Genomic DNA, 20,396 nt, shown 5'->3' on the forward strand with positions numbered 1-20,396 from the left:
CTACTTCCGCTGGTCGCGCGGCATGCCGAGGCCGCGCTCGGCGATCACGTTGCGCTGAATGTTCGGGGCACCGCCGCCGAGGGCCATGCCGAAGTACCACATGTAGGCGGTGCCGAACATGCCCATGGCCGGCGCGTTCGGCTCGCCGGGGGCGAGGCAGCCGCGATCGCTCATGAGATCCATGGCGAGCTTCGCGATGTCGTACGCGAGCGTCGTCGAGTGCAGCTTCGGCACCATTCCGGCGAGCCCCGGATCGAGGCCGCGCGCGCCCGCGGTGAGCAGGCGATGGCCGTTGTACTCGGCCGCGAGCAGGCGCGCCTCGAGCTCGACCAGCCGGCCCCGGAAGACCGGGTCGTCCATCGCGCGGCGGCCGCGGATCTCGACCGCCTGCGCCATCATGACGACGCCGTCGAAGGTGCGGCGTGCGAACGTCGCGTTGCCGATGAGCGCGCGCTCGTGCTTCAGCGTCGAGCGCGACACGTACCAGCCCTGGCCCCGCTCGCCGACGATCGAATCCTTCGGCACACGCACGTTCTCGAAGAAGACCTCGTTGAAGTCGGCCTCGCCGGTCATCTGCCGCAGCGGCCGCACCTCGATGCCCGGCGTCTTCATGTCGATCAGCATGTACGTGATGCCGTCGTGCTTGGGCGCCTCGGGCTCGGTGCGGACGAGCGCGAACATCCAGTCGGCCTCGGCCGCGTTGGATGTCCAGATCTTCTGGCCGTTCACGACCCAGTGGTCGCCTTCGAGCTCGCCCTTGGTGCGCAGCGAGGCGAGGTCGCTGCCCGCGCCCGGCTCGCTGTAGCCCTGACACCACTTGATCTTGCCGAGCAGGGTGTCGCGCACGAACTTCTGCTTCTGCTCCTCCGTGCCCTTGTCGATGAGGGTCGGCGCCAGCATCGACGGACCCTGACCCATGATCTCGAACGGGGCGTCGTGGCGGCGGAACTCCTCGGCGACGATCGTGGCCTTGAGTGGGTCGGCGGGCTGCTCGCTGCCGCCGTAGCGCTTCGGGATGTGGCGGTAGAGGTAGCCGCGCGCGATCGCCTTCTCGCGAAAGCGCGTGGCGCGCTCGTCGGTGCGCACCGTAGCGCCCATCGACGCCGCGACGGTGTTCGGCTCGGGCGCCGGCGCCGCGGCCTTGTCCTCGTCCGTCCAGTGCTCGCGCAGGAACCTGCGGACCTCTTCGCGGAACGTCTCGTATTCGGGGCTGAAGCTGAGATTCACCTTAACGGCTCCTTTGCGCAGCGGCCGTGGCACGCACGACCAGCCGAAATGCTTACCAGGCATGCACGGGGCGCCTCAAGCATTACCGCCATGGCTTGACGCCGCACGGCGCCGCGCGCTCTCCTCCCGCGCGCATGCGCAGGATCGGTCGCGTCCTCGGGATGGTCGCGCTGGTGCTTTTCGTCGCCGAGGGCGCGCTGCGGCTCGCGCCGCGCCGCCCGAAGATCTTCGTCGAGCTCGCGAAATACCTCGAGATCCTCACCTACACGGGAGCGCCGTATCCGATGCATCTCGCCGGGTTCCGCGGCGAGATCGACGGGGTGCGCTGGCGGACGAACGACATCGGGCTCCGGGATCGGACGTTCGCGCGCGCGAAGCCCGCAGGGACGCTGCGCGTGCTGGCGCTCGGCGACTCCATCACCCTCGGCTGGGGCGTCGAGCAAGACGAGATGTTCACGAAGGGGCTCGAGCGACTTCTGACGGAGCGGCGCGGGGCGCCGGTCGAGGTGATCACGGCGGCGGTCGGCGGCTGGAACACCGTGCACGAGCTCGCATTCGTGGAGCGCGAGGGCCTCGCGTTCGATCCCGACGTGCTGCTGCTGGTCTACGTCGTGAACGACAACGAGGTGGTGACGCCGTGGACGGAGGCCGAGCGCAAGACGTCGCAGCAGCGGCTCGTGACGATGCTCGTGACGAACAGCCGCGTGGGCGAGCTCGCCGTGGGCGCCTACCGCTGGCTCGTTCCCCCGCCCGCGCGGCAGCCGCGTCCGCGGGAGCTGGCGAAGGACCCCTTCTCCGAGGCCGATCGCGGCTGGATGGCGAGCCGCGCCGCCCTGGAGCGCATGCAGGCGATCGCCGACGCCCGGCGGATCGCGTTCGCGATCGTCGTCTGCGACGTCGACGACGGCCCGGCCGAGCGCGCCACGGTCGCCGCGCTCGAGCGCTTCGGCCGCGAGCACCACGTCCCGGTCGAGTCGACGTACCACTGGTTCGACGGCCGGAACCGCGTGCAGCTGAAGCTGGGGCTGCTCGATCCCCACCCGACGGCGGCCGCGCACGCGATCATGGCCGAGCGCCTGGCGGAGTTTCTCGGGCGGGTCGTGCCCGGGCTCGGAAATTCCGGCCAAGGTAGTTGACGCAGCGCCCTCCGAGTCACTATTGCCGTCGCCCATCGTGCATGGTGCGCCGGTCGCCGACCTGGGATCCCTCCTGCCCGTCTGGAGCGCTCTGCCGTTCGCGGGAATCCTCCTGTCGATCGCGCTCTTCCCGCTGCTCGCGCCGCACTTCTGGCACCATCACTTCCCGAAGGTGTCGGCGGGATGGGCGCTCCTCTTCGCGCTCCCATTCGTGCTGCGCTTCGGCGGCAACGCGGTGCACGAGCTGCTCCACGTCGCGATCGTCGACTACGTCCCGTTCCTGATCCTCATCTCGGCGCTGTTCACGATTGGCGGCGGTATCCATGTCGCGGGTTCGCTGCGCGGCACGCCGTCGACGAACGCCGTCCTCATGCTGATCGGGACGGCGATCGCCTCGCTGGTCGGGACGACGGGCGCGGCCATGATCATGATCCGGCCGCTTCTCAAGGCGAATCGTGCGCGCCACCATCGCTCGCACACGGTCGTCTTCTTCATCTTCCTGGTCGCCAACATCGGCGGTGGGCTGACGCCGCTCGGCGATCCGCCGCTCTTCCTAGGGTTCCTGCACGGCGTGCCCTTCTTCTGGACGCTCGGCCTCTGGAAGGGAGTTCTCTTCACCGCCGCGCTCGTGCTCGCCACCTACATGGCGCACGAGCTCTACTACTGGAGCCGCGAGCCCGAGGAGATCCGCGCACCGTCGGCGGCTGCGGCCGAGCCCATTCGCATGGAAGGTGCGACGAACCTCGTCTTTCTCGCCGGCGTGATCGGCGCGGTGGTCGCGTCCGGCCTGTGGCAGGGCAACGAGATCGCGATCCTCGGCGTGCACCAGACGACCGGGAATCTCCTGCGCGACGGCGTCCTGGTCGCGATGCTCGGCCTCTCATGGCTCGCGACACCGCAGACGGTTCGCGCCGCCAACGACTTCTCCTGGGGGCCGATCCGCGAGGTGGCGATCCTGTTCGCCGGCATCTTCGTGACGATCATCCCGGCCATGGCGATGCTGCGCGTGGGCGAGGAGGGCGGGATGGCCTTCGTGGTCCGCGCGGTGCGCGAACCCGCCCACTTCTTCTGGGCGAGCGGCATCCTGTCGTCGTTCCTCGACAACGCGCCCACCTACCTCGCGTTCCTCTCGACGGCCCTCGGGCGGCTCTTCCCGGGCGTCCCCGAGAGCGAGGCGGTCGCGCGGCTCATCCAGGAGCATCCGCTGTTCCTCGCCGCGGTGTCGAGCGGCTCGGTGTTCATGGGGGCGAACACGTACATCGGCAACGCGCCCAACTTCATGGTGAAGTCGATCGCCGAGGAAGCCGGGGTGCCCATGCCCTCGTTCTTCGGCTACATCTTCCGGTACAGCCTGCCCTTCCTGGTGACGACGTTCCTCGTCGTCACGTGGGTCTTCTTCGAGTGAGGCACAGATGAGCGACTGGCATGCGATCGTGGTCGACGGCGGCGAGAAGGCGACGCGAGGATTCGTCTCCGGCTTCATCGGCGACCGCGGGGTCCCGGCGACGAGCGTGCGGCTCGCCGAGGACGTCGGGGTCGAGCCCGAGTCGCTGGGCAAGCGCGTCGTCGAGCTCCTGACCGGCGGGCGCCACCAGATCGTGCTCGTCGTGGAAGGACTCGCGACCGCGTTCGTCGAGGCGCTCGAGCGCGGCGGCGTCGCCGCGCACCTGAAGCTCGCGGAGCATCATCGCCTGGCGGGTGCGCACTTCGGCTTCGAGGTCGAAACGTTCTCACGCGACGTCGCGAAGCAGGTGCGCGCGGCGATCGGGTCGCCGCCGGCGGGCGTGGTCATCGCGGACCTGGACGAGAGCGCCGAGCAGCATCCCGAGGAGAAGGGGATCGATCTCTACATGCCGGGGCACGAGTACACCTACCGCGCCCACGGGCGCGTCACGGGCGGCGTCGACGGGGTCCTCGAGGTGCGGCGGAAGCTCCAGGAGATCGAGTGCGTCGAGCTCGCGAGCGTCCACCTGAACACTGCCACCTGAGCGGCGTCGCTACGCGCCCAGCTCGATGATCCCGCGCCGCTCCTGCAGGAGCCAGCGACCGCCCTGTTTGCGCAGCCGATCCTCGTAGCGTCCGGTCGTCGGCGTGAGGCTGCCCTTCTGGCCCGTGAAGGCGAGCACGTAGGTCGTCGCTTCGGCTCGATCCCCGCCGCCGGTGATGATGCAGTTGGTGACGTAGTGGCGCATCGTGAGGCCGGCGCCCTTCAACATGTTCGCGAAGGCGCGCACGGCGTCTTTGCCCTGGTGCGTGCCCATGACCTTGCCGAAGTCGAGGGTGCAGTCGTCGGTGAAGAGGTCGGGGAGCTCTTCCCAGCGACCGAAATCGATCGCGCGGCTGTAGACGGCCATCAGCTCCTGGATGTCGAGACGGTCCTGCACGGTGAGCTGGCTCATGGGGCGCGACCCTAGCGCACGCCGCGGCGGCTTGAAAACCTGGAGCCCCGCCGCCTAGTGTCGGCCCGATGGACAGCCGTTGGTCCGACAAGGAAGCCGCCGAGTACGTGGATCGCCTCGCCCCCAGGTGGGGCGAGGAGATGGCGCTGCGAGTCTACACCTCGCGCCTGATCGGCCGCGACCCCGATCTCGTGATGCACGGGGGCGGCAACACGTCGCTCAAGGGGACGGTGAGGACGCTCGTCGGCGACCAGACCGAGGCGCTTTTCGTCAAGGGCAGCGGCTGGGACCTCGACGCCATCGAGCCGCCGGGGCTCCCCGGCGTCGACCTCGGGCACCTGCGCCGCCTGCGCGCGCTCGCGGAGCTCTCCGACGAGGAGATGGTGAACCAGCTCCGCACGCACCTCTTCGACGCCGGCGCCCCGAATCCGTCGGTCGAGACGCTGCTGCACGCCTTCCTCCCGCACAAGTTCATCGATCACACGCACGCCGACATCGCGCTCGTGGTGACGAACCAGCCGGCGGCCGAGAACGAGGCGCTCGCGCGCGAGGCGTTCGGTGCCGGCTGGGCGGTGGTGCCGTACATCATGCCGGGCTTCGCGCTCGCGAAGCTCGCGGCCGAGGTGTTCGAGAAGAACTCGAAGGTCGAAGGGCTCGTCCTGCTGAACCACGGCCTCTTCACGTTCGCGGACGACGCGCGCACCGCCTACGAGCGCATGATCGCCGGCGTCGACCGGGCCGAGAAGTTCGTCGGCAAGCGCCGCAAGGACGCGTCGCACGTGACCGTCCCCGTCGGCGTCGACCTCGCGAAGGCCGAGGGCGCGGCGGCGCGCCTCGCCCCCATCCTGCGCGCCGCGCTCGCGGAGCCGACGGGGAACGGCGATCAGCCGTGGCGCCGCTGGGTGCTCGAGTATCGCGTGACCGAAGGCACGCTCTGCACGCTCGCGCGCGAGGACGCCGCGGAGCTGTCGATCCGCGGCCCGCTCACGCCGGACCACGTGATCCGCACCAAGGGCCCGCACCTCTATCTGCGCGACCTCCCGCTGGGCGAGGACGACCGCTTGCGCGAGCGCGTCGCCGAGGCCGTCACGACCTATCGCGCCGCCTACGGGGCCTATTTCGACGCGCAGAAAGGTCGCGCGCGCACGAAGGTGACGAAGCTCGATGCGACGCCCCGCGTGATCCTCGTCCCGGGCATCGGCATCTTCTCCGTCGGTCGTACCAAGGCCGACGCCCGCATCGCCGCCGACATCGCCGACCACACGATCGTCGCCAAGGCGCTCGCGAACGACGTCGGCCGCTACACCGCCCTCTCCGACGGTGATCTCTTCGACATGGAGTACTGGGTCCTCGAGCAGGCGAAGCTCGGCAAGGCGAAGGATCCCGTGCTGGCGGGACAGGTGGCGCTCGTCACCGGCGCCGTCGGCGCGATCGGCTTCGGCATCTGCAAGCAGCTCGTCGCGGCGGGCGCGCACGTGGTGCTCTCGGATCTCGACCAGACGAAGCTCGACGCCGCCGTGAAGGAGCTCGACCCCAAGGGCAAGGGGCTCGCGGCCGCGGTCGTCATGGACGTGACCAGCGAGGCGTCGGTCGCAGCGGGCTTCGCGCAGGCGGCGCGGCTGTACGGCGGCGTCGACATCGTGGTCTTGAACGCCGGTGTCGCGCACGTGAGTAAGATCGAGGCGACCGATCCGGGCGCCTTCCGCCGCGTGATCGACGTGAATCTCGTCGGCTACTTCCTGTGCCTGCGCGAGGGCGCCCAGCTCCTGCGCCGGCAGGGGACGGGCGGGCACGTGATCGTGAACTCGTCGAAGAACGTGTTCGCGCCCGGCGCCGACTTCGGGACGTACAGCGCGTCCAAGGCCGGCGCCCACCAGCTCGGCAAGGTCGCCGCGCTCGAGCTCGCCGGCGCGGGCATCCGCGTCAACATGATCAACGCCGACGCCGTGTTCGGCGACGCGTCGCGGCCCTCGGGCCTGTGGCAGGAGGTGGGACCGGCGCGCGCGAAGTCACGCGGTCTCGATCCGGGCGAGCTGCAGGACTTCTACCGCCAGCGGAATCTCTTGAAGACCCTCATCCTGCCCGAGCACGTCGGCAACGCGGTCGTGTTCCTCGCCTCGAACCAGACGCCGACGACTGGCGCGACGATCCCAGTCGACGGCGGCGTGCTCGAAGCGTTCCCTCGATAGCCGACCCGAGCCGCGGCTCGGGTTAGCGTCCGTACCTCGTCTGGCGCGCCAGCTTCGCTGGCCGCGCCATGCCGGTCGCGCGTGTCACGAACGCCACACTCTCGCCCCCGACCCAAGACGGAGTCTTGGGTCGGTTCCTACCAGGTGTCGATGCAGGGGCGCTTCTTGCGCCGTCGCGGTCGCGGCGGCGGGACCGAGCGCAGCGCGGTCGTGATCCAGCGCCGCGAGTCGGCGGGATCGATCACGTCGTCGATCTCGAAGTAGGTCGCGTAGCTGACGGCCTTGCCGTGCTCGTACATGCGCGCGACCATCTCCTCGAAGAGCTTGGTGCGCGCGGCCGGATCCTCGATCGCGGCGAGCTCCTTGCGATAGCCGAGCTTCACGGCGCCCTCGAGGCCCATGCCGCCGAACTCGCCCGTCGGCCACGCGACCGTGAAGAGCGGCGCGTGGAAGCTGCCGCCCGCCATCGCCTGCGCGCCGAGGCCGTAGCCCTTGCGCAGCACGATCGTGAAGAACGGCACCGTGAGGCTCGCACCGGTGACGAAGAGCCGGCTCACGTGACGCACGAGCGCCGTCTTCTCCGCCTCGGGCCCGACCATCATGCCCGGCGTGTCGCACAGGAGCAGGATCGGGAGATCGAACGCGTCGCAGAGCTGCATGAAGCGCGCCGCCTTGTCCGCGCCGTCGCGGTCGATCGCGCCCGCGAGATGACTCGGGTCGTTCGCGATGATGCCGAGCGGACGGCCCTCGACGCGCGCGAGCGCCGTGACCATGCCGAGGCCGAAGTGGCGGCGGAGCTCGAGCACGCTGCCGGCGTCGGCGAGCGTCCGCACGACCTTGCGCACGTCGTAGATGCGCAGGCGGTTCTCCGGCACGATGCCGCGCAGCTCGCGCTGATCGGCGCACGTCCACTCGGCGAGCGGGCCCTGGAAGTAGGAGAGGTACTGCTTCGCCGCGCGCACGGCCTCGGCCTCGTCGGCGACCGCCACGTCGACCACGCCGTTCGGCACCTGCACGTGCATCGGTCCGACCTCGTCGGGGTGGAAGACGCCGAGCCCGCCGCCCTCGATCATGGCGGGGCCACCCATGCCGATCGACGAGTTCGCGGTGGCGATGACGACGTCGCAGCAGCCGAGCAGCGCCGCATTGCCCGCGAAGCAACGCCCCGAGTTGACGCCGACCAGCGGCACGAGGCCCGAGAGCCGCCCCCAGTAGTTGAAGGCCCAGCAGTCGAGCCCGGCGACGCCGGCGCCGTCGGTGTCGCCGGGCCGGCCGCCGCCGCCCTCGGTGCAGAAGACGACCGGCAGGCGCCACTGCGCGGCGAGCTCGAACAGGCGGTCCTTCTTGCGGTGGTTCTGCAGGCCCTGCGTGCCGGCGAGGACGCTGTAGTCGTACGACATCACGACGCAGCGCGAGCGGGTGTCGTCGAAGAGGGACCCGTTCACACGCCCGATGCCCGCGACGAGCCCGTCGGCGGGCGTGCGATCGATCAGCTCCTCGACCGGCCGGCGCCGCCGCTGCGCCGCGATCACGAGCGAGCCGTATTCGACGAAGCTGCCCGGATCGCAGAGGTCGTCGACGTTCTCGCGCGCCGTGCGCTGTCCGGTCGCGCGGCGCCGCGCGACGGCCTCGGGGCGCGCGGCGTCGAGCGTCTTCGCGTGTCGCGCGTCGACCTCGGCCAGGTCGGGACGAATGCGGTCGAGATCGACTTTCGCCGCTTCGCCGGTGGCCGACACGCCGACCTCGGCCTCCTCGAGGACGACGAGTGGATGGCCCTCGTAGACGGTGTCGCCGGCGCCCGCGTGCAGCGCGCGCACGACCCCGCTCGCGGGCGCGGTCACGACGTGCTCCATCTTCATGGCTTCCATCACGAGGAGCTGCGCGCCGGCGGGCACGGCGTCGCCCACGGCGACGTCGATCGCGACGATCGTCCCCTGCATCGGCGCGCGCACCACGATGCCGCCGTCGGGCGCCGTGACCGGTGCACCGGCGGCTGCCGGCGACGCGGCGCTCGCGGTCTTGCCGTGCACGAGGACGGCGAGGGGATCGCGCGCGTCGACCTTGGCGCCCGCGAGGCCCGCCGCGGGCTTCGGCGACGGCTCGTCCGGCGGGACGAGCGTGGCAAGGTGGTCGTCGACGAAGCGCGTGTCCACGTCGTACGTCGCGAGGGCCGGATCGCGGAGGAGGTACCGGAGGAACTGCAGGTTCGTCGCGACGCCCTCGACGCGGAACTCGGCGAGCGCGCGTGACGCCTTGGCGACGGCGCCCTCGAAGCCGGGCGCCGCGACGATGACCTTCGCCAGCAGCGAATCGAAGCTCGGGCTCGGCCGGTAGCCGGCGTAGCCGCACGTGTCGACCCGCACCCCGGGTCCCGTCGGCACCTCGAAGACGCCGAGCGCGCCCGCCGACGGCCGCACGGTGCCGTCGGCGGCGAGCGTCTCCATGTTGACGCGCGCCTGGATCGCGACGCCGCGGGGCGCTCCGACGCCCTCCTGCACGAGCCCGAGGTCCGCGAGCGAGCGCCCCGCCGCGAGCCCGAGCTGGATCGCGACCAGGTCCGTCCCCGTCACCAGCTCGGTCACCGTGTGCTCGACCTGCAGGCGCGGGTTCGCCTCGATGAAGACGAAGCGGCTCGGATGCGCGGCGTCGACCAGGAACTCGAACGTGCCGACGCCGGCGTACCTCGCCGCCGACGCGAGCCGGACCGCGGCGTCGGCGAGACGCGCGCGCACGTCGGTCGCGAGGCCCGGCGCGGGCGCAATCTCGACCAGCTTCTGGTGGCGGCGCTGGAGGCTGCAGTCGCGCTCGCCCAGCTGCACGACCGCGCCGGTGCCGTCGCCGACGATCTGCACCTCGACGTGCCGGGCGCGCGGCAGGAGCTCCTCGACGTAGAGGTCGCCGTTGCCGAACGCGGCTTCGGCCTCCGAGCGGCAGCGCGCCCACGCAGCGTCGAGCTCGACGGCGCTCCGCACGACGCGCATGCCGCGCCCGCCGCCGCCCGCCACCGCCTTCACCATGACGGCACCGCCCGAGCCGCGGGCAGCGAGGAACACGCGCGCGTCGTCGAGGCTCGTCGCGCGCCCGGTTCCCGCGAGCACCGGAACCCCGACGCGCTCGGCGAGCGCCCGCGCTGCCGCCTTGTCGCCGAGCAGCTCCAGCGTCTCGGGGCGCGGCCCGACGAAGACGAGGCCGGCGTCGGCGACGCTGCGCGCGAACGTCGCGCGCTCGGCGAGGAAGCCGTAGCCGGGGTGCACGGCGTCGCAGGACGCCTGGCGCGCGACCCAGAGGAGCTGCTCGACGTCGAGGTAGGCGCGCGGGCCGTGGCCGCGGAGGGCGTGCACCGCGTCCATGCGGCGCACGTGCAGGCACGCCTCGTCGTCCTCGGAGTAGACGCCGACCGTGGCGATGCCGAGCTCGGCCGCCGAGCGGGCGATGCGAATCGCGATCTCGCCGCGGTTGGCCACGAGCAGGCGGGTGATCCGCATCGCCGAGGCTCATACCCCGAACCGGGGCGCGCGCACGAGCGCCGGCGAGGGGCGATGGCAATAGCCCCCGCGTCGTGGTGAGTGGGCCCCTACACGTCATCCATGGAGGGTCGTTCCATGATCGATCTCTACACCGCGCCCACGCCGAACGGCTGGAAGGCTTCGATCACGCTCGAAGAGCTCGCGATCCCGTACGAGGTCCACGTCGTGAACCTGATGGCCGGCGACCAGAAGACGCCGGAGTACCTGAAGCTCAATCCGAACGGCCGGATCCCGACCATCGTCGATCGCGACGAGGGGAACTTCCCGGTCTTCGAGTCGGGCGCGATCATGATCTATCTGGCGGAGAAGGCGGGGCGGCTCCTCCCGACCGATCGCAAGGGACGCTCGCGCGTCATCCAGTGGGTGATGTTCCAGATGGGCGGCGTCGGCCCGATGATGGGACAGGCGAACGTCTTCTTCCGCTACTTCCCGGAGAAGATCCCCTCGGCCATCGCGCGCTACCAGAACGAGTCGCGCCGGCTCTTCGAGGTGCTCGACGGCCGGCTCGGCGAGAGCGAGTGGCTCGCCGGTGACTTCTCGATCGCCGACATCGCAAACTGGTCGTGGGTCCGGACGCACAAGTGGTCGGGCGTCTCGATCGACGGCCTCGCGCACCTGGAGCGCTGGATGGGGCAGATGGCGGCGCGGCCGGCGTGTCAGCGCGGTGTCGAGGTGCCGTTCAAGCTGCCCGATCTCGCCGAGGACACGAAGGGCGCCGAAGAGTTCGCGAAGGGCGCGCAGACGATCCTGCAGAAGTGATCGCTCAGGCGTCGCGGCTCGTCCGATACGGTTCCTCTTCCGGGATGAAGCGCTTCTCGGCGAGCGCGGCCTTTGTCCATTCGCGCATCGCCGACAGCGCCAGGACGGCCTTCATGTATTCGGCGCACGGGCGCGGCACCTCCACGTCGTAGGTGACGAACCGCGTGACGACCGGGGCGTAGAACGCGTCGGCTGCGCCGAACGCGCCGAAGAGGAACGGACCATCCGCCCTGTGCTCGGCGCGAAGGCCGCTCCACATGCTCGTGATGCGCTCGACGTCCCGCGCGACCTGCGCGCTCCACCCCACTCCCGGCAGCCGCGCCTCGAGGTTCATCGGTAGCCGATGGCGCAGGTCCGAGAATCCTGCGTGCATCTCGGCGCAGATCGAGCGGGCGCGCGCGCGGGCCTTCGCCTCGGCCGGCCAGACGCCCTTCTCGGGGCAGCGCTCGGCGATCCACTCCGCGATTGCGAGCGTGTCCCAGACCGCGAAGCCGTCGTCGACGAGGACCGGGACCAGGCCGGCGGGAGACACCTTGGCGACTTCGTGCCGGAAGCCGTCGGCGAAGAGCTCGACCTTCTTCTCTTCGAAGTCGACGCCGAGCTGGCGCAGCAGCAGCCAGGCGCGCAGTGACCACGACGAGTAGTTCTTGTTGCCGACGTACAGGGTGCGCATCCCCGACGATACGACGTCGGTGCGGCCGAGTCATCCGGATGACGCCGGCGCGCGACGGCACCGGCGTTGCTCTTCGTGGCCGGCCAGCCCACGAGCGTGCGTGTCGACGCCCCCACGGGCGGTGACGACCGGCAGGAAGCCATCCCGACCGGCAAATTCGTGGCGCCGCCGGTGCCGACCGAGGGCGAGGCTGCGTGGGGCGTGCGGCTGCTCGCACTGTTCGCGCTGCCGTTCTGCGGCGTCGGCATCGCGACCGCCGTCGGCGCCGTCCGCAAGGCGACTGCGGGCGACTGGTTCGCGGCCGGATTCCTCGCGATCTTCGCGCTCACGTTCGGCGGCGTGGGCGCGGGCCTCGTCGCCGCCCTCGCGTGGGGACGCGGGACGATCGCGCGCCAGCGGGAGCGGGCGCGCGAGCATCCCGACGAGCCATGGCTCTGGCGCGATGACTGGGCGGCGAAGGAGGTCCGCGGCAGCGCACGCGCCGGCATGTGGGGCATGCTCGCGTTCGCCGTGCTGTGGAACCTGATCTCGGGCCCGGGCGCGGTCATGGCGGTCCGAGAAGCCCTCGCGAAGGGCAACCGCATCGTCCTCGTCGCGCTCGTCTTCCCCGTGGTCGGAGTGGGCCTGCTGGTCGCCGCCGCGCGCCGCGCCCTCCAGTACCGCCGCTTCGGCGAGTCGGTGCTCGAGCTCGCGACGGTGCCGATCCCCGTGGGACGCCGCCTCGTCGCGACCGTGCGCGCGGGCGTGCCGACGCCGCCGGCGGACGGCTTCCGCGTCGTGCTGTCCTGCATCAACCGACAGACGACGGGATCGGGCGACGACCAGAGCACGTCGGAGCACGTCCGGTGGCAGGAGGAGCGCCGGGTCGCCGGCACCGCCGTGCGAGACTACCAGGGCGCCGGCACGATGATCCCGATCGACATCCCGATCGCGGCGGACGCGCCCGGCACGGACCAGAGCCGTCCCCGCGACGAGATCGCGTGGCGCCTCACGGTGTCGGCGCCGCTTCCCGGCGTCGACTTCGAGGCGACGTTCGACGTCCCCGTGTACTACACCGACGAGAGCCGCCGGCCGCTGCCGCCGGGAGAGGCCGCCCGATCCGAGGCGCCGGCGCTCGCGGCGACGAGCGACGTGCCCCCGTCGTCGATCACGGTGACCGAAGAGGCGGACGGCGTGACGATCGTCGTGCCCGCGTTCCGCAATCCGCGCCCGACGCTGTCGCTCGCGGGCTTCACGCTGCTGTGGACCGGCACGATCTGGGTCCAGCGCCACTTCGGCGCGCCGCTCGTCTTCCCGATCGTCACGGGCGCGATCGGGGCCCTCTTGTGGTGGGTGGTGCTCGCCCTGGCGTTCGTCTCGAAGCGTGTCGTCGTGCGGAAGAGCGGGCTGACGGTCACGACCCGGTTCCTCGGGGTCTCGCAAACGCGTCTCGTCGATACGGCCGACGTCGCCGACGTCGAGATGCCGATCCGCATGCAGGCCGGCGACACGCCGTACTACAGCGTCGCCGTGCGCCGCCGTGCGATCGAAGGGCGCCGGCTCGGCGGCTCCGTCACCGTCGCCGACGGCGTGCGCGACAAGCGCGAGGCGGAGCGTCTCGTGGCGGCGATCTGCGCGGCGCTCGGCCTCGCGCGACCATCGCGCTAGCCGCGCGGGTCGAGGACCGCGCGCAGGAAGCGCTCGGCCTCGCGCTGGATCCCGGGCTGCAGGCTCTCGCGCGGCCCGGCGACGTCGAGCGTTCCGATGCGGTGGGTCCGTATCCACTCGCGGACGGCGGCAGGATCGGGCGAGTCGCCGAGGTCGACGACGAGGTGGGGCTTTCGGTGGCGCACCGCGAGCTCACGCGTGAGCGCCGTGCCGCCGGTGAGCGGACCTCGACCGAGGATCAGCGTCGCGTCCGAATCGATCACGTTCTGCTCCGTGCGGGCCGCATAGTCCTCCGAGGCGTGCTCGCGCAGGTGGTAGCGCTCCGGAATGATGCCGTCCTCGGCCCGCCGCCCGCGCGGACACCAGCCGCCGTGCGCGACGCCGAGTGCGATCGCCGCGTCGAGCGCCGCGCGATCGACGCCCGTCTGTCCGCCGCTGACCACACGCTGGAGAAGAGTCACCCTCGATGCTCGCCGTCTCGCCGCCATCGCGCGACCGATGCGCCGTCGAGCGTGTCACATCGCGCTGCGTTGTTGTAGCCCGCCCCGATGCGAAGCTCGTGCATGCGTGGTAGCCATGGGGTTCCGTGCCCCTTCGGAACCTCGGCCGCTACCGGACCCCGGCGCTCGTCGTCCTCGCGATCGTCGCGGCGATCGTCCTGCTCCGCCTCACGCTGTTCGCGCCGACGCCCATCCCGGTGCAGGTCGCGCACGTCGGGCGCGGTCGCGTCGAGCAGACGGTCACGAACTCGCGCGCCGGCACGGTGAAGGCACGCCGGCGCGCGAAGCTCTCGCCGCAGGAGGGCGGGCGGGTCATCTCCCTCCCCAAGCGCAAGGGCGATCGCGTGCAGGCGGGTGAAGTGCTGCTCGAGCTCGACTCGAGCGTGGCGCGGGCGCGGCTCGACCTCGCGCGACGCGAGCAGGAGAGCGCGATCGCCGAGCGGACGCGCGCGTGTCTCGCGGCCGAGCGGGCGGCGCGCGAGCTCGAGCGGAACCGGGGTCTCGCGAAGCAGGGCATCGTGTCGACGGACCTGCTCGACCAGGTCGAGAGCGGTGCGCGCACCGCGGCCGCCGCGTGCGAGGCGGCGGAGGCGGGCGAGAGGCGGGCCCAGGCGCAGATCGACCTCTCCGAGCGCCAGCTCGAGTACATGGTGCTGCGTGCGCCGTTCGACGGCGTCATCGCCGACCTCTCGGTCGAGGTGGGCGAATGGTCGACGCCGTCGCCGCCGGTGATCCTCGTGCCGTCGATCATCGACGTCATCGATACGTCGTCGATCTACGTGAGCGCCCCGATGGACGAGGTCGACTCGGCGCGCCTGCGCCCGGGCGCGCCGGCGCGCGTCGCCGTCGATTCGTATCCCGGTAAACACTTCCCCGGGCACGTGGTCCGCGTCAGCGCCTACGTGCTCGATCGCGAGGAGCAGAACCGCACCGTCGAGATCGAAGTGGAGCTCGACGACCAGGCGTTCGCGGGGACGCTGCTCCCCGGCACCTCCGCCGACGTCGAGGTGATCCTCGAGACGCGGGACGACGTGCTGCGGATTCCCACGTCGGCGCTCCTCTCGGGCGACAAGACGCTCGTCGTCTCCGGCCGGCGGCTCGAGGAGCGCCCGGTCGGCGTCGGGCTGAAGAACTGGGACGTGACCGAGATCCGTTCGGGGCTCGCCGAAGGCGAGGCGGTCGTCACGTCGCTCGACCGCGCCGACGTCAAGGCGGGCGCGCGGGTCACGGTCGAGTCGGAATCGAAGCCGTGATCCGTCTCGAGCACGTCTCGCGCGTCTACCAGGTCGGCGAGACGAGCGTGCGCGCGCTCGACGATGTGAGCGAGCACGTCGGCGCCGGCGAGCACGTCGCGATCATGGGACCGTCCGGCTCCGGCAAGTCGACGCTGCTGAACGTCATCGGCTGCCTCGACCGGCCGACGTTGGGATCGTACGTGCTCGACGGCCGCGAGGTGAGCGGGCTCGACGACGCGGCGCTCACGATGGTGCGGCGCGACGTCATCGGCTTCATCTTCCAGTCCTTCCATCTGGTTCCCCGCTTGACGGCGGCCGAGAACGTCGAGCTGCCGATGGTGTTCGCCGGCGTCCCGCGTGCCGAGCGCCGCGATCGGGCGGCCGTCGGGCTCGGCGGCGTCGGGCTCACGACGCGCGCCGACCACCGGCCGGATCAGCTCTCGGGCGGCGAGCGCCAGCGCGTGGCGATCGCACGCGCCATGGTGATGCGCCCGCGCGTCCTGCTCGCCGACGAGCCGACCGGCAACCTCGACACCACGTCCGGGCGGCAGGTTCTGGAGCTCCTGGACCGCCTGCACGCCGAGGGGCTGACGCTCGTCGTCGTCACGCACGACCCGAACGTCGCGCGCCGCGCCGGGCGCGTCGTGGTCATGGTCGACGGCCGTATCGAGCGCCGCCTGGCGCCGGCCGAGGTCGCCACGGGGTTCGCGAGCACGTCATGACGTTCGGCGACCTGCTCGCGTTCGCGACCCGCTCGCTGCGCGGCCATCGCGTGCGGACGTGGCTGACGCTCCTCGGGGTCGCGATCGGCGTCGCGGCGGTCGTCGTGCTGACCGCGCTCGGCGACGGCGCCCGGCGCTACGTCGTCGCGCAGTTCGAGAGCCTCGGGTCGAACCTTCTCGCCGTCGTCCCCGGCAAGACCGAGACGACGGGCGCCGTCGCGTTCATGAGCGTCACGACCAGGGACCTGACGCTGGGCGACGCCGAGGCGATCCTGCGGCGCGTGCCCGAAGCGGCGCGGATCGCGCCCATCGCCATGGGCAGCGAGACGGTCGCGCACGAGGACCGGCGCCGGCAGGTGGCCGTCGTGGGCTCGACCTCCGATTTCCTGGGGGTGCGCCGTCTGCGGCTCGGACGCGGCAGCTTCCTTCCGCCCGGCGATCTCCGCCGGGGCGTCGCGGTGGCGGTGCTCGGCGCGACGGTCGCCGCCGAGCTATTCCCCGCCGCCGACCCGCTCGGCAAGGTCGTCCGGATCGGCGACGTCCGCGCGCGCGTCATCGGCGTTCTCGAAGCGCAGGGAACCCAGCTCGGCATGAACCTGAACGAGGTCGTCATCATCCCGGTCGCGCGCGCCATGCGGCTCTTCAACCGGCGCTCGCTCTTCCGCATCCTCATCGACGTGCACGCCCACGCCGACCTCGCGGTGGCGAAAGCGCACGTCACCCGGGTCCTGCGCGAGCGTCACGACGGCGAAGAGGACGTGACGGTGATCACGCAGGACGCGGTGCTGTCGTCGTTCTCGAAGATCCTGCGGACCCTCACGCTCGCCGTGGCGGCGATCGCCGCCGTGTCGCTCGCCGTCGCCGGGATCGGCATCATGAACGTCATGCTGGTCTCGGTCGCCGAGCGCACGGCCGAGGTGGGCCTCCTGCGCGCCGTCGGCGTCGGTCGCGCCCAGGTGACGCGCGTGTTCCTCACCGAAGCCGCGCTCCTCTCGCTCGCGGGGGGCGTGCTCGGGCTGGTCGCCGGTCTCGCCGGCGTCGCGGTGCTGGTCGCGATGTATCCGGCGCTGCCGGCACGCCCGCCGCTCTGGGCGGTCGCGAGCTCGCTCGCCGTCGCGGTGCTGGTCGGCGTCGTGTTCGGGCTCGTGCCGGCGCGCCGCGCCGCGAAGCTCGATCCGGTCGCGGCCCTGGGGCGACGTTGATGGGCGACCTCGTCCGCCTCGCGGCCGGCGCGATCGCGAGCCATCGCCTTCGCTCGGTGCTCTCGATGCTCGGCATCGCGATCGGCATCGCCGCCGTCATCCTGCTGACGTCGATCGGCGAGGGCACGCGCCGCTACATCGTCGCCCAGTTCTCGCAGTTCGGCACGAACCTCATCGCGATCCACCCCGGCAAGGCGAAGACGTCCGGCATGCCGGGCGTGTTCGGCGGCACGACGCAGCACTTGACGATCGACGACGCCGAAGCCCTCGGGCGCATCGCGGGCGTGGAGAAGGTCGTGCCGACCGCGTTCGGTACCGCGCGCGTCGAAGCGGGCGAGCGCGGACGCAACGTCGCGATCAACGGCGTCACGCCGGACATCCAGACCGCGTGGCGGTTCCGCACGCGACTCGGCGCCTTCTGGCCGGCGGGCGATCCGCGGCGCGGCACGCAGCTGACCGTGCTCGGACCGAAGCTCGCGCGCGAGCTCTTCGGCGACGCGAACCCGCTCGGCGAGTTCGTGCGCATCGGCGGGACCCGCTTCCGCATCGTCGGTGTCATGGAGCCCAAGGGCCAGATGCTCGGCTTCGACCTCGACGACACCGCCTACGTGCCGGTCGCGAGCGCGATGCGGATGTTCAACCTGACCGACCTGGGCGAGATCGACCTCACGTACACGCCTGCCGAGGCCACGCACCGGATCGAGGCCGAGGTGAAGCGCGTGCTCGCGGCCCGGCATTCGAGCGAGGAGGATTTCACCGTCACGACGCAGGAGGCGATGCTGTCCGTGTTCGGCAAGGTGATGAACATGATCACGATGGCGGTCGGCGCGATCGCCGGCATCTCGCTGCTGGTGGGCGCGATCGGGATCCTGACGATGATGTGGATCACCGTGCGCGAGCGCACCGCGGAGATCGGCCTCGTGCGCGCGATCGGCGCCAGCGGGCCGCAGGTCGCGGGCCTCTTTCTCGCCGAGGCGGCCGCGATCGCGGTGCTGGGCGGACTCGCCGGCGTCGCGATCGGATTCGGTCTCGGTGCGCTCCTGCGGTGGTTCGTGCCCGGGCTGCCGGTCGAGACGCCGCCGGGGCTCGTCGCGCTCGCGCTCGGGGTGAGCCTCGGGGTGGGGCTCCTCTCGGGGGTGCTACCCGCGCGCCGCGCAGCCGGCCTCGATCCGATCGAGGCGCTGCGCGCGGAATGACCGCTCGTGCTCCAGGAGCCAGCGCTTGGCATCGAGCCCGCCGGCGTAGCCCGTGAGCTCGCCGTCGCTCCCGATGACGCGATGGCATGGCAGCACGATCCAGATCGGGTTCGCGCCGTTCGCGGCACCGACCGCCCGCGCGGCGTTCGGCATGCCGAGGTGGCGCGCGAGCGCACCGTACGTCGTCGTCTCGCCGGCGGGGATCGCCCGCAGCGCCGCCCACACGCGGCGCTGGAACGGCGTGCCGTCCGGATCGACCTCGACGTCGTCGACCGCCCCGAGGTCGCCGCGGAAATAGGCGGCGACCGCGGAACGGATGCCGGCCCGGTCGAAGGCGCGCTGCGCGCGCGGAAGATCGAGCCGTGCCAGGAGCGACGACGGGCGCGGGGGCGTCGCGGCCAGCTGCAGCGCGCACAGCTTGCCGTCGCGGGCGACCGCGTGGGCGGGGCCGAGCGGCGTTTCGATCACTGCGAATTCGTAGGTCATCGTGTCCTCCTCATGCGAGGCTGTTCCAGAGGTACATCACGGCGTAGGCGCGCCACGGGCGCCACGCCTCCGCGAGCTCCGCGACTTTCTTCGCGGGCAACGGTCCGGCGCCGTTGCCGAGCGCCGCGCGCACGCCGAGATCGGCGGCCGGGAACGCGTCGGGCTCCCCGAGCGCGCGCATCGCGACGTACTCGGCCGTCCACGGTCCGATGCCGGGCAGCTCGCGGAGTCGCGCCGCGAGCTCCTCGGTGCCTTGCGCGCTCTCGAGCGCGAGCCGTCCCTCGGCGACCGCCGTCGCGAGCGAGCGGATCGTCTTCGCGCGGGCCGCGGGAAGCCCGATCTTCTCGAGCGGAGCATCGGCGAGGGCGGAAGGAAGCGGGAAGAGGCGCGTCAGGCCCGGCCCCAGGTCGACCGGCGTGCCGAACCGCAGGGCGAGCCGTCCCGCGAGCGTCGTCGCGCCGCGCACCGTCACCTGCTGGCCGAGGATCGCCCGGACGGTCAGCTCGAACGGATCCCACGCGCCCGGGACGCGCAGCCCGGGAAGGCGCTCGACCATCCGCCGCAGCCGGCGATCGCGCCGCAGATGGTCCGCGATGCGATCCGGATCGGCGGCGAGGTCGAGCACGCGCCGCACGCGCTCGACGACGTCGATGAGGCGCAGGTGGTCGGGCGCGTCGATGCGCAGGACGACGTGGTGGCGCTCCGCGTTTGGCTGCACCTCGATCGCGGCGGCCTCGTCGCCGACGCGGATCGTGCGGCGGTACGCGCCGTCCTCCACCGTCTCGATGCCGGGCGTGGCGCGCGCGGCGAGGAACCCGAGCAGCGCGTCCCACGGCAGCGGCGGGCGGTAGGGCAGCCGCACCGTCAACCCGCCGGCCGCGGGGCGCGCGCGCCGCTTCTCGCGCAGCTCGGTCGGCGAGGCGTGGAACGTCTCCCGTATCGCGTCGTTGAACTGCCGGATGCTGCCGAAACCCGACGCGAGTGCGATCTTCGTCACGGCGAGGTCCGTCTCGTCGAGGAGGCGCCGCGCGAAGTGCACGCGCCGCGCCCGCGCGACGCGCGCGGGCGCCGCGCCGAGATGTTTCACGAACAGGCGGCGGAGCTGGCGCTCGCCGACCCCGAGCCGCGCCGCGAGGCCGTCCGCGTTGTCGTCGTCGAGCGCGCCCGCGTCGATGAGGCGCAGCGCGCGCGCGACCACGGCCGACGTGCCGGCCCACGCCGGCGTCCCGGGCGCCGTCTCCGGCCGGCAGCGCAGGCACGGCCGGAAGCCCGCTTCCTCGGCCGCGGCCGCGCACTTGAAGAATGTGACGTTCTGCGCCTTCGGCGTGCGGGCCGGGCAGATGGGCCGGCAGTACACGCCGGTCGTGCGTACGCCGACGAAGAAGCGGCCGTCGAAGCGACGGTCGCGCGCCTCGAGCGCCCGGTAGCAGCGGTTGGGATCGAGGTTCACGGCTCCCGTATAGCCCGGGCCGCGAGCCGTGTCTGGCGGTTTTCGGAC

17 protein-coding genes are annotated in these 20,396 nt (G+C 71.9%); 10 read left to right on the forward strand and 7 right to left on the reverse strand.

The features are described 5' to 3' along the window. Positions 1-1,227, reverse strand: coding sequence for an acyl-CoA dehydrogenase family protein (locus VMS22_15085; protein ID HXJ35355.1), 1,227 nt, complete (start codon positions 1,225-1,227; stop codon positions 1-3). 134 nt (positions 1,228-1,361) lie between these two features. Here VMS22_15085 and VMS22_15090 point away from each other — a divergent pair, with 134 nt between their 5' ends. Genes VMS22_15090 through VMS22_15100 form a run of 3 tightly spaced genes read left to right on the forward strand, consistent with a single transcriptional unit; the run spans position 1,362 to position 4,351 of the window. Continuing rightward, complete coding sequence (locus VMS22_15090) at positions 1,362-2,363, forward strand: SGNH/GDSL hydrolase family protein (protein HXJ35356.1); 1,002 nt, start codon at positions 1,362-1,364, stop codon at positions 2,361-2,363. Between the two features lie 22 nt (positions 2,364-2,385). Further along, the gene (locus VMS22_15095; protein HXJ35357.1) at positions 2,386-3,768 is read left to right on the forward strand and encodes a sodium:proton antiporter; all 1,383 of its coding nucleotides are present in this window, start codon (positions 2,386-2,388) and stop codon (positions 3,766-3,768) included. A gap of 7 nt (positions 3,769-3,775) precedes the next feature. Then, the gene (locus VMS22_15100; GenBank protein ID HXJ35358.1) at positions 3,776-4,351 is read left to right on the forward strand and encodes a hypothetical protein; all 576 of its coding nucleotides are present in this window, start codon (positions 3,776-3,778) and stop codon (positions 4,349-4,351) included. A 9-nt stretch (positions 4,352-4,360) separates the two neighbouring features. Here the strand turns inward: VMS22_15100 and VMS22_15105 are convergent, their stop codons facing one another. After that, a complete protein-coding gene (locus VMS22_15105; GenBank protein HXJ35359.1) occupies positions 4,361-4,762 on the reverse strand; it encodes a nuclear transport factor 2 family protein in 402 nt (133 codons plus the stop codon). Positions 4,763-4,830: 68 nt separating this feature from the next. Between VMS22_15105 and VMS22_15110 the strand changes: the two genes are divergently transcribed. Continuing rightward, positions 4,831-6,951 carry a bifunctional aldolase/short-chain dehydrogenase gene (locus tag VMS22_15110; GenBank protein ID HXJ35360.1) on the forward strand — a complete coding sequence of 707 codons (2,121 nt, stop codon included), beginning with the start codon at positions 4,831-4,833 and terminating at the stop codon, positions 6,949-6,951. A 137-nt stretch (positions 6,952-7,088) separates the two neighbouring features. Here VMS22_15110 and VMS22_15115 read toward each other — a convergent pair whose 3' ends face one another. Beyond that, entirely contained in the window at positions 7,089-10,436 is a 3,348-nt protein-coding gene (locus tag VMS22_15115) for a carboxyl transferase domain-containing protein (protein ID HXJ35361.1), read from the reverse strand. A gap of 117 nt (positions 10,437-10,553) precedes the next feature. On the opposite strand from VMS22_15115, the gene VMS22_15120 reads away from it, so the two are divergent. Continuing rightward, on the forward strand, positions 10,554-11,237 hold the full coding sequence (locus VMS22_15120) for a glutathione S-transferase N-terminal domain-containing protein (protein ID HXJ35362.1): 684 nt from the start codon (positions 10,554-10,556) through the stop codon (positions 11,235-11,237). 4 nt (positions 11,238-11,241) lie between these two features. Here VMS22_15120 and VMS22_15125 read toward each other — a convergent pair whose 3' ends face one another. Then, positions 11,242-11,910 carry a glutathione S-transferase family protein gene (locus VMS22_15125; protein HXJ35363.1) on the reverse strand — a complete coding sequence of 223 codons (669 nt, stop codon included), beginning with the start codon at positions 11,908-11,910 and terminating at the stop codon, positions 11,242-11,244. 75 nt (positions 11,911-11,985) lie between these two features. On the opposite strand from VMS22_15125, the gene VMS22_15130 reads away from it, so the two are divergent. Then, a complete protein-coding gene (locus VMS22_15130; protein HXJ35364.1) occupies positions 11,986-13,557 on the forward strand; it encodes a hypothetical protein in 1,572 nt (523 codons plus the stop codon). Here the strand turns inward: VMS22_15130 and VMS22_15135 are convergent. After that, positions 13,554-14,045, reverse strand: coding sequence for a putative molybdenum carrier protein (locus VMS22_15135; GenBank protein ID HXJ35365.1), 492 nt, complete (start codon positions 14,043-14,045; stop codon positions 13,554-13,556). The two genes, VMS22_15130 and VMS22_15135, sit on opposite strands and share 4 nt — an antisense overlap. 98 nt (positions 14,046-14,143) lie before the next feature. On the opposite strand from VMS22_15135, the gene VMS22_15140 reads away from it, so the two are divergent. The 4 genes from VMS22_15140 to VMS22_15155 are packed head-to-tail and all read left to right on the forward strand — an operon-like array spanning position 14,144 to position 18,412. Next, a complete protein-coding gene (locus tag VMS22_15140) occupies positions 14,144-15,310 on the forward strand; it encodes an efflux RND transporter periplasmic adaptor subunit (GenBank protein HXJ35366.1) in 1,167 nt (388 codons plus the stop codon). Continuing rightward, positions 15,307-16,014 carry an ABC transporter ATP-binding protein gene (locus tag VMS22_15145; protein ID HXJ35367.1) on the forward strand — a complete coding sequence of 236 codons (708 nt, stop codon included), beginning with the start codon at positions 15,307-15,309 and terminating at the stop codon, positions 16,012-16,014. The genes VMS22_15140 and VMS22_15145 overlap by 4 nt, the downstream gene beginning before the upstream one ends. Then, positions 16,011-17,216, forward strand: a complete 1,206-nt coding sequence (locus VMS22_15150) for an ABC transporter permease (GenBank protein ID HXJ35368.1) — start codon at positions 16,011-16,013, stop codon at positions 17,214-17,216. The genes VMS22_15145 and VMS22_15150 overlap by 4 nt, the downstream gene beginning before the upstream one ends. Beyond that, the gene (locus VMS22_15155; GenBank protein ID HXJ35369.1) at positions 17,216-18,412 is read left to right on the forward strand and encodes an ABC transporter permease; all 1,197 of its coding nucleotides are present in this window, start codon (positions 17,216-17,218) and stop codon (positions 18,410-18,412) included. Before VMS22_15150 ends, VMS22_15155 begins: the two co-directional genes overlap by 1 nt. Here VMS22_15155 and VMS22_15160 read toward each other — a convergent pair. Together VMS22_15160 and VMS22_15165 are read right to left on the reverse strand one after the other, a co-directional pair. After that, positions 18,356-18,898, reverse strand: a complete 543-nt coding sequence (locus tag VMS22_15160; GenBank protein HXJ35370.1) for a methylated-DNA--[protein]-cysteine S-methyltransferase — start codon at positions 18,896-18,898, stop codon at positions 18,356-18,358. The genes VMS22_15155 and VMS22_15160 overlap by 57 nt on opposite strands. Positions 18,899-18,908: 10 nt before the next feature. Further along, a complete protein-coding gene (locus VMS22_15165) occupies positions 18,909-20,348 on the reverse strand; it encodes an AlkA N-terminal domain-containing protein (GenBank protein ID HXJ35371.1) in 1,440 nt (479 codons plus the stop codon). Positions 20,349-20,396 lie beyond the last annotated feature (48 nt).

Source organism: Candidatus Eisenbacteria bacterium (assembly GCA_035577985.1).
Taxonomy (GTDB): domain Bacteria; phylum Desulfobacterota; class Binatia; order DP-6; family DP-6; genus DATJZY01.

Coding starts and splice junctions, on each gene's coding strand:
- VMS22_15115 (HXJ35361.1), bottom strand. CDS start 10,436: ATGCGGATCACCCGCCTGCTCGTGGCCAACCGCGGCGAGATCGCGATT.
- VMS22_15150 (HXJ35368.1), top strand. CDS start 16,011: ATGACGTTCGGCGACCTGCTCGCGTTCGCGACCCGCTCGCTGCGCGGC.
- VMS22_15110 (HXJ35360.1), top strand. CDS start 4,831: ATGGACAGCCGTTGGTCCGACAAGGAAGCCGCCGAGTACGTGGATCGC.
- VMS22_15105 (HXJ35359.1), bottom strand. CDS start 4,762: ATGAGCCAGCTCACCGTGCAGGACCGTCTCGACATCCAGGAGCTGATG.
- VMS22_15135 (HXJ35365.1), bottom strand. CDS start 14,045: ATGGCGGCGAGACGGCGAGCATCGAGGGTGACTCTTCTCCAGCGTGTG.
- VMS22_15100 (HXJ35358.1), top strand. CDS start 3,776: ATGAGCGACTGGCATGCGATCGTGGTCGACGGCGGCGAGAAGGCGACG.
- VMS22_15155 (HXJ35369.1), top strand. CDS start 17,216: ATGGGCGACCTCGTCCGCCTCGCGGCCGGCGCGATCGCGAGCCATCGC.
- VMS22_15090 (HXJ35356.1), top strand. CDS start 1,362: ATGCGCAGGATCGGTCGCGTCCTCGGGATGGTCGCGCTGGTGCTTTTC.
- VMS22_15160 (HXJ35370.1), bottom strand. CDS start 18,898: ATGACCTACGAATTCGCAGTGATCGAAACGCCGCTCGGCCCCGCCCAC.
- VMS22_15125 (HXJ35363.1), bottom strand. CDS start 11,910: ATGCGCACCCTGTACGTCGGCAACAAGAACTACTCGTCGTGGTCACTG.
- VMS22_15120 (HXJ35362.1), top strand. CDS start 10,554: ATGATCGATCTCTACACCGCGCCCACGCCGAACGGCTGGAAGGCTTCG.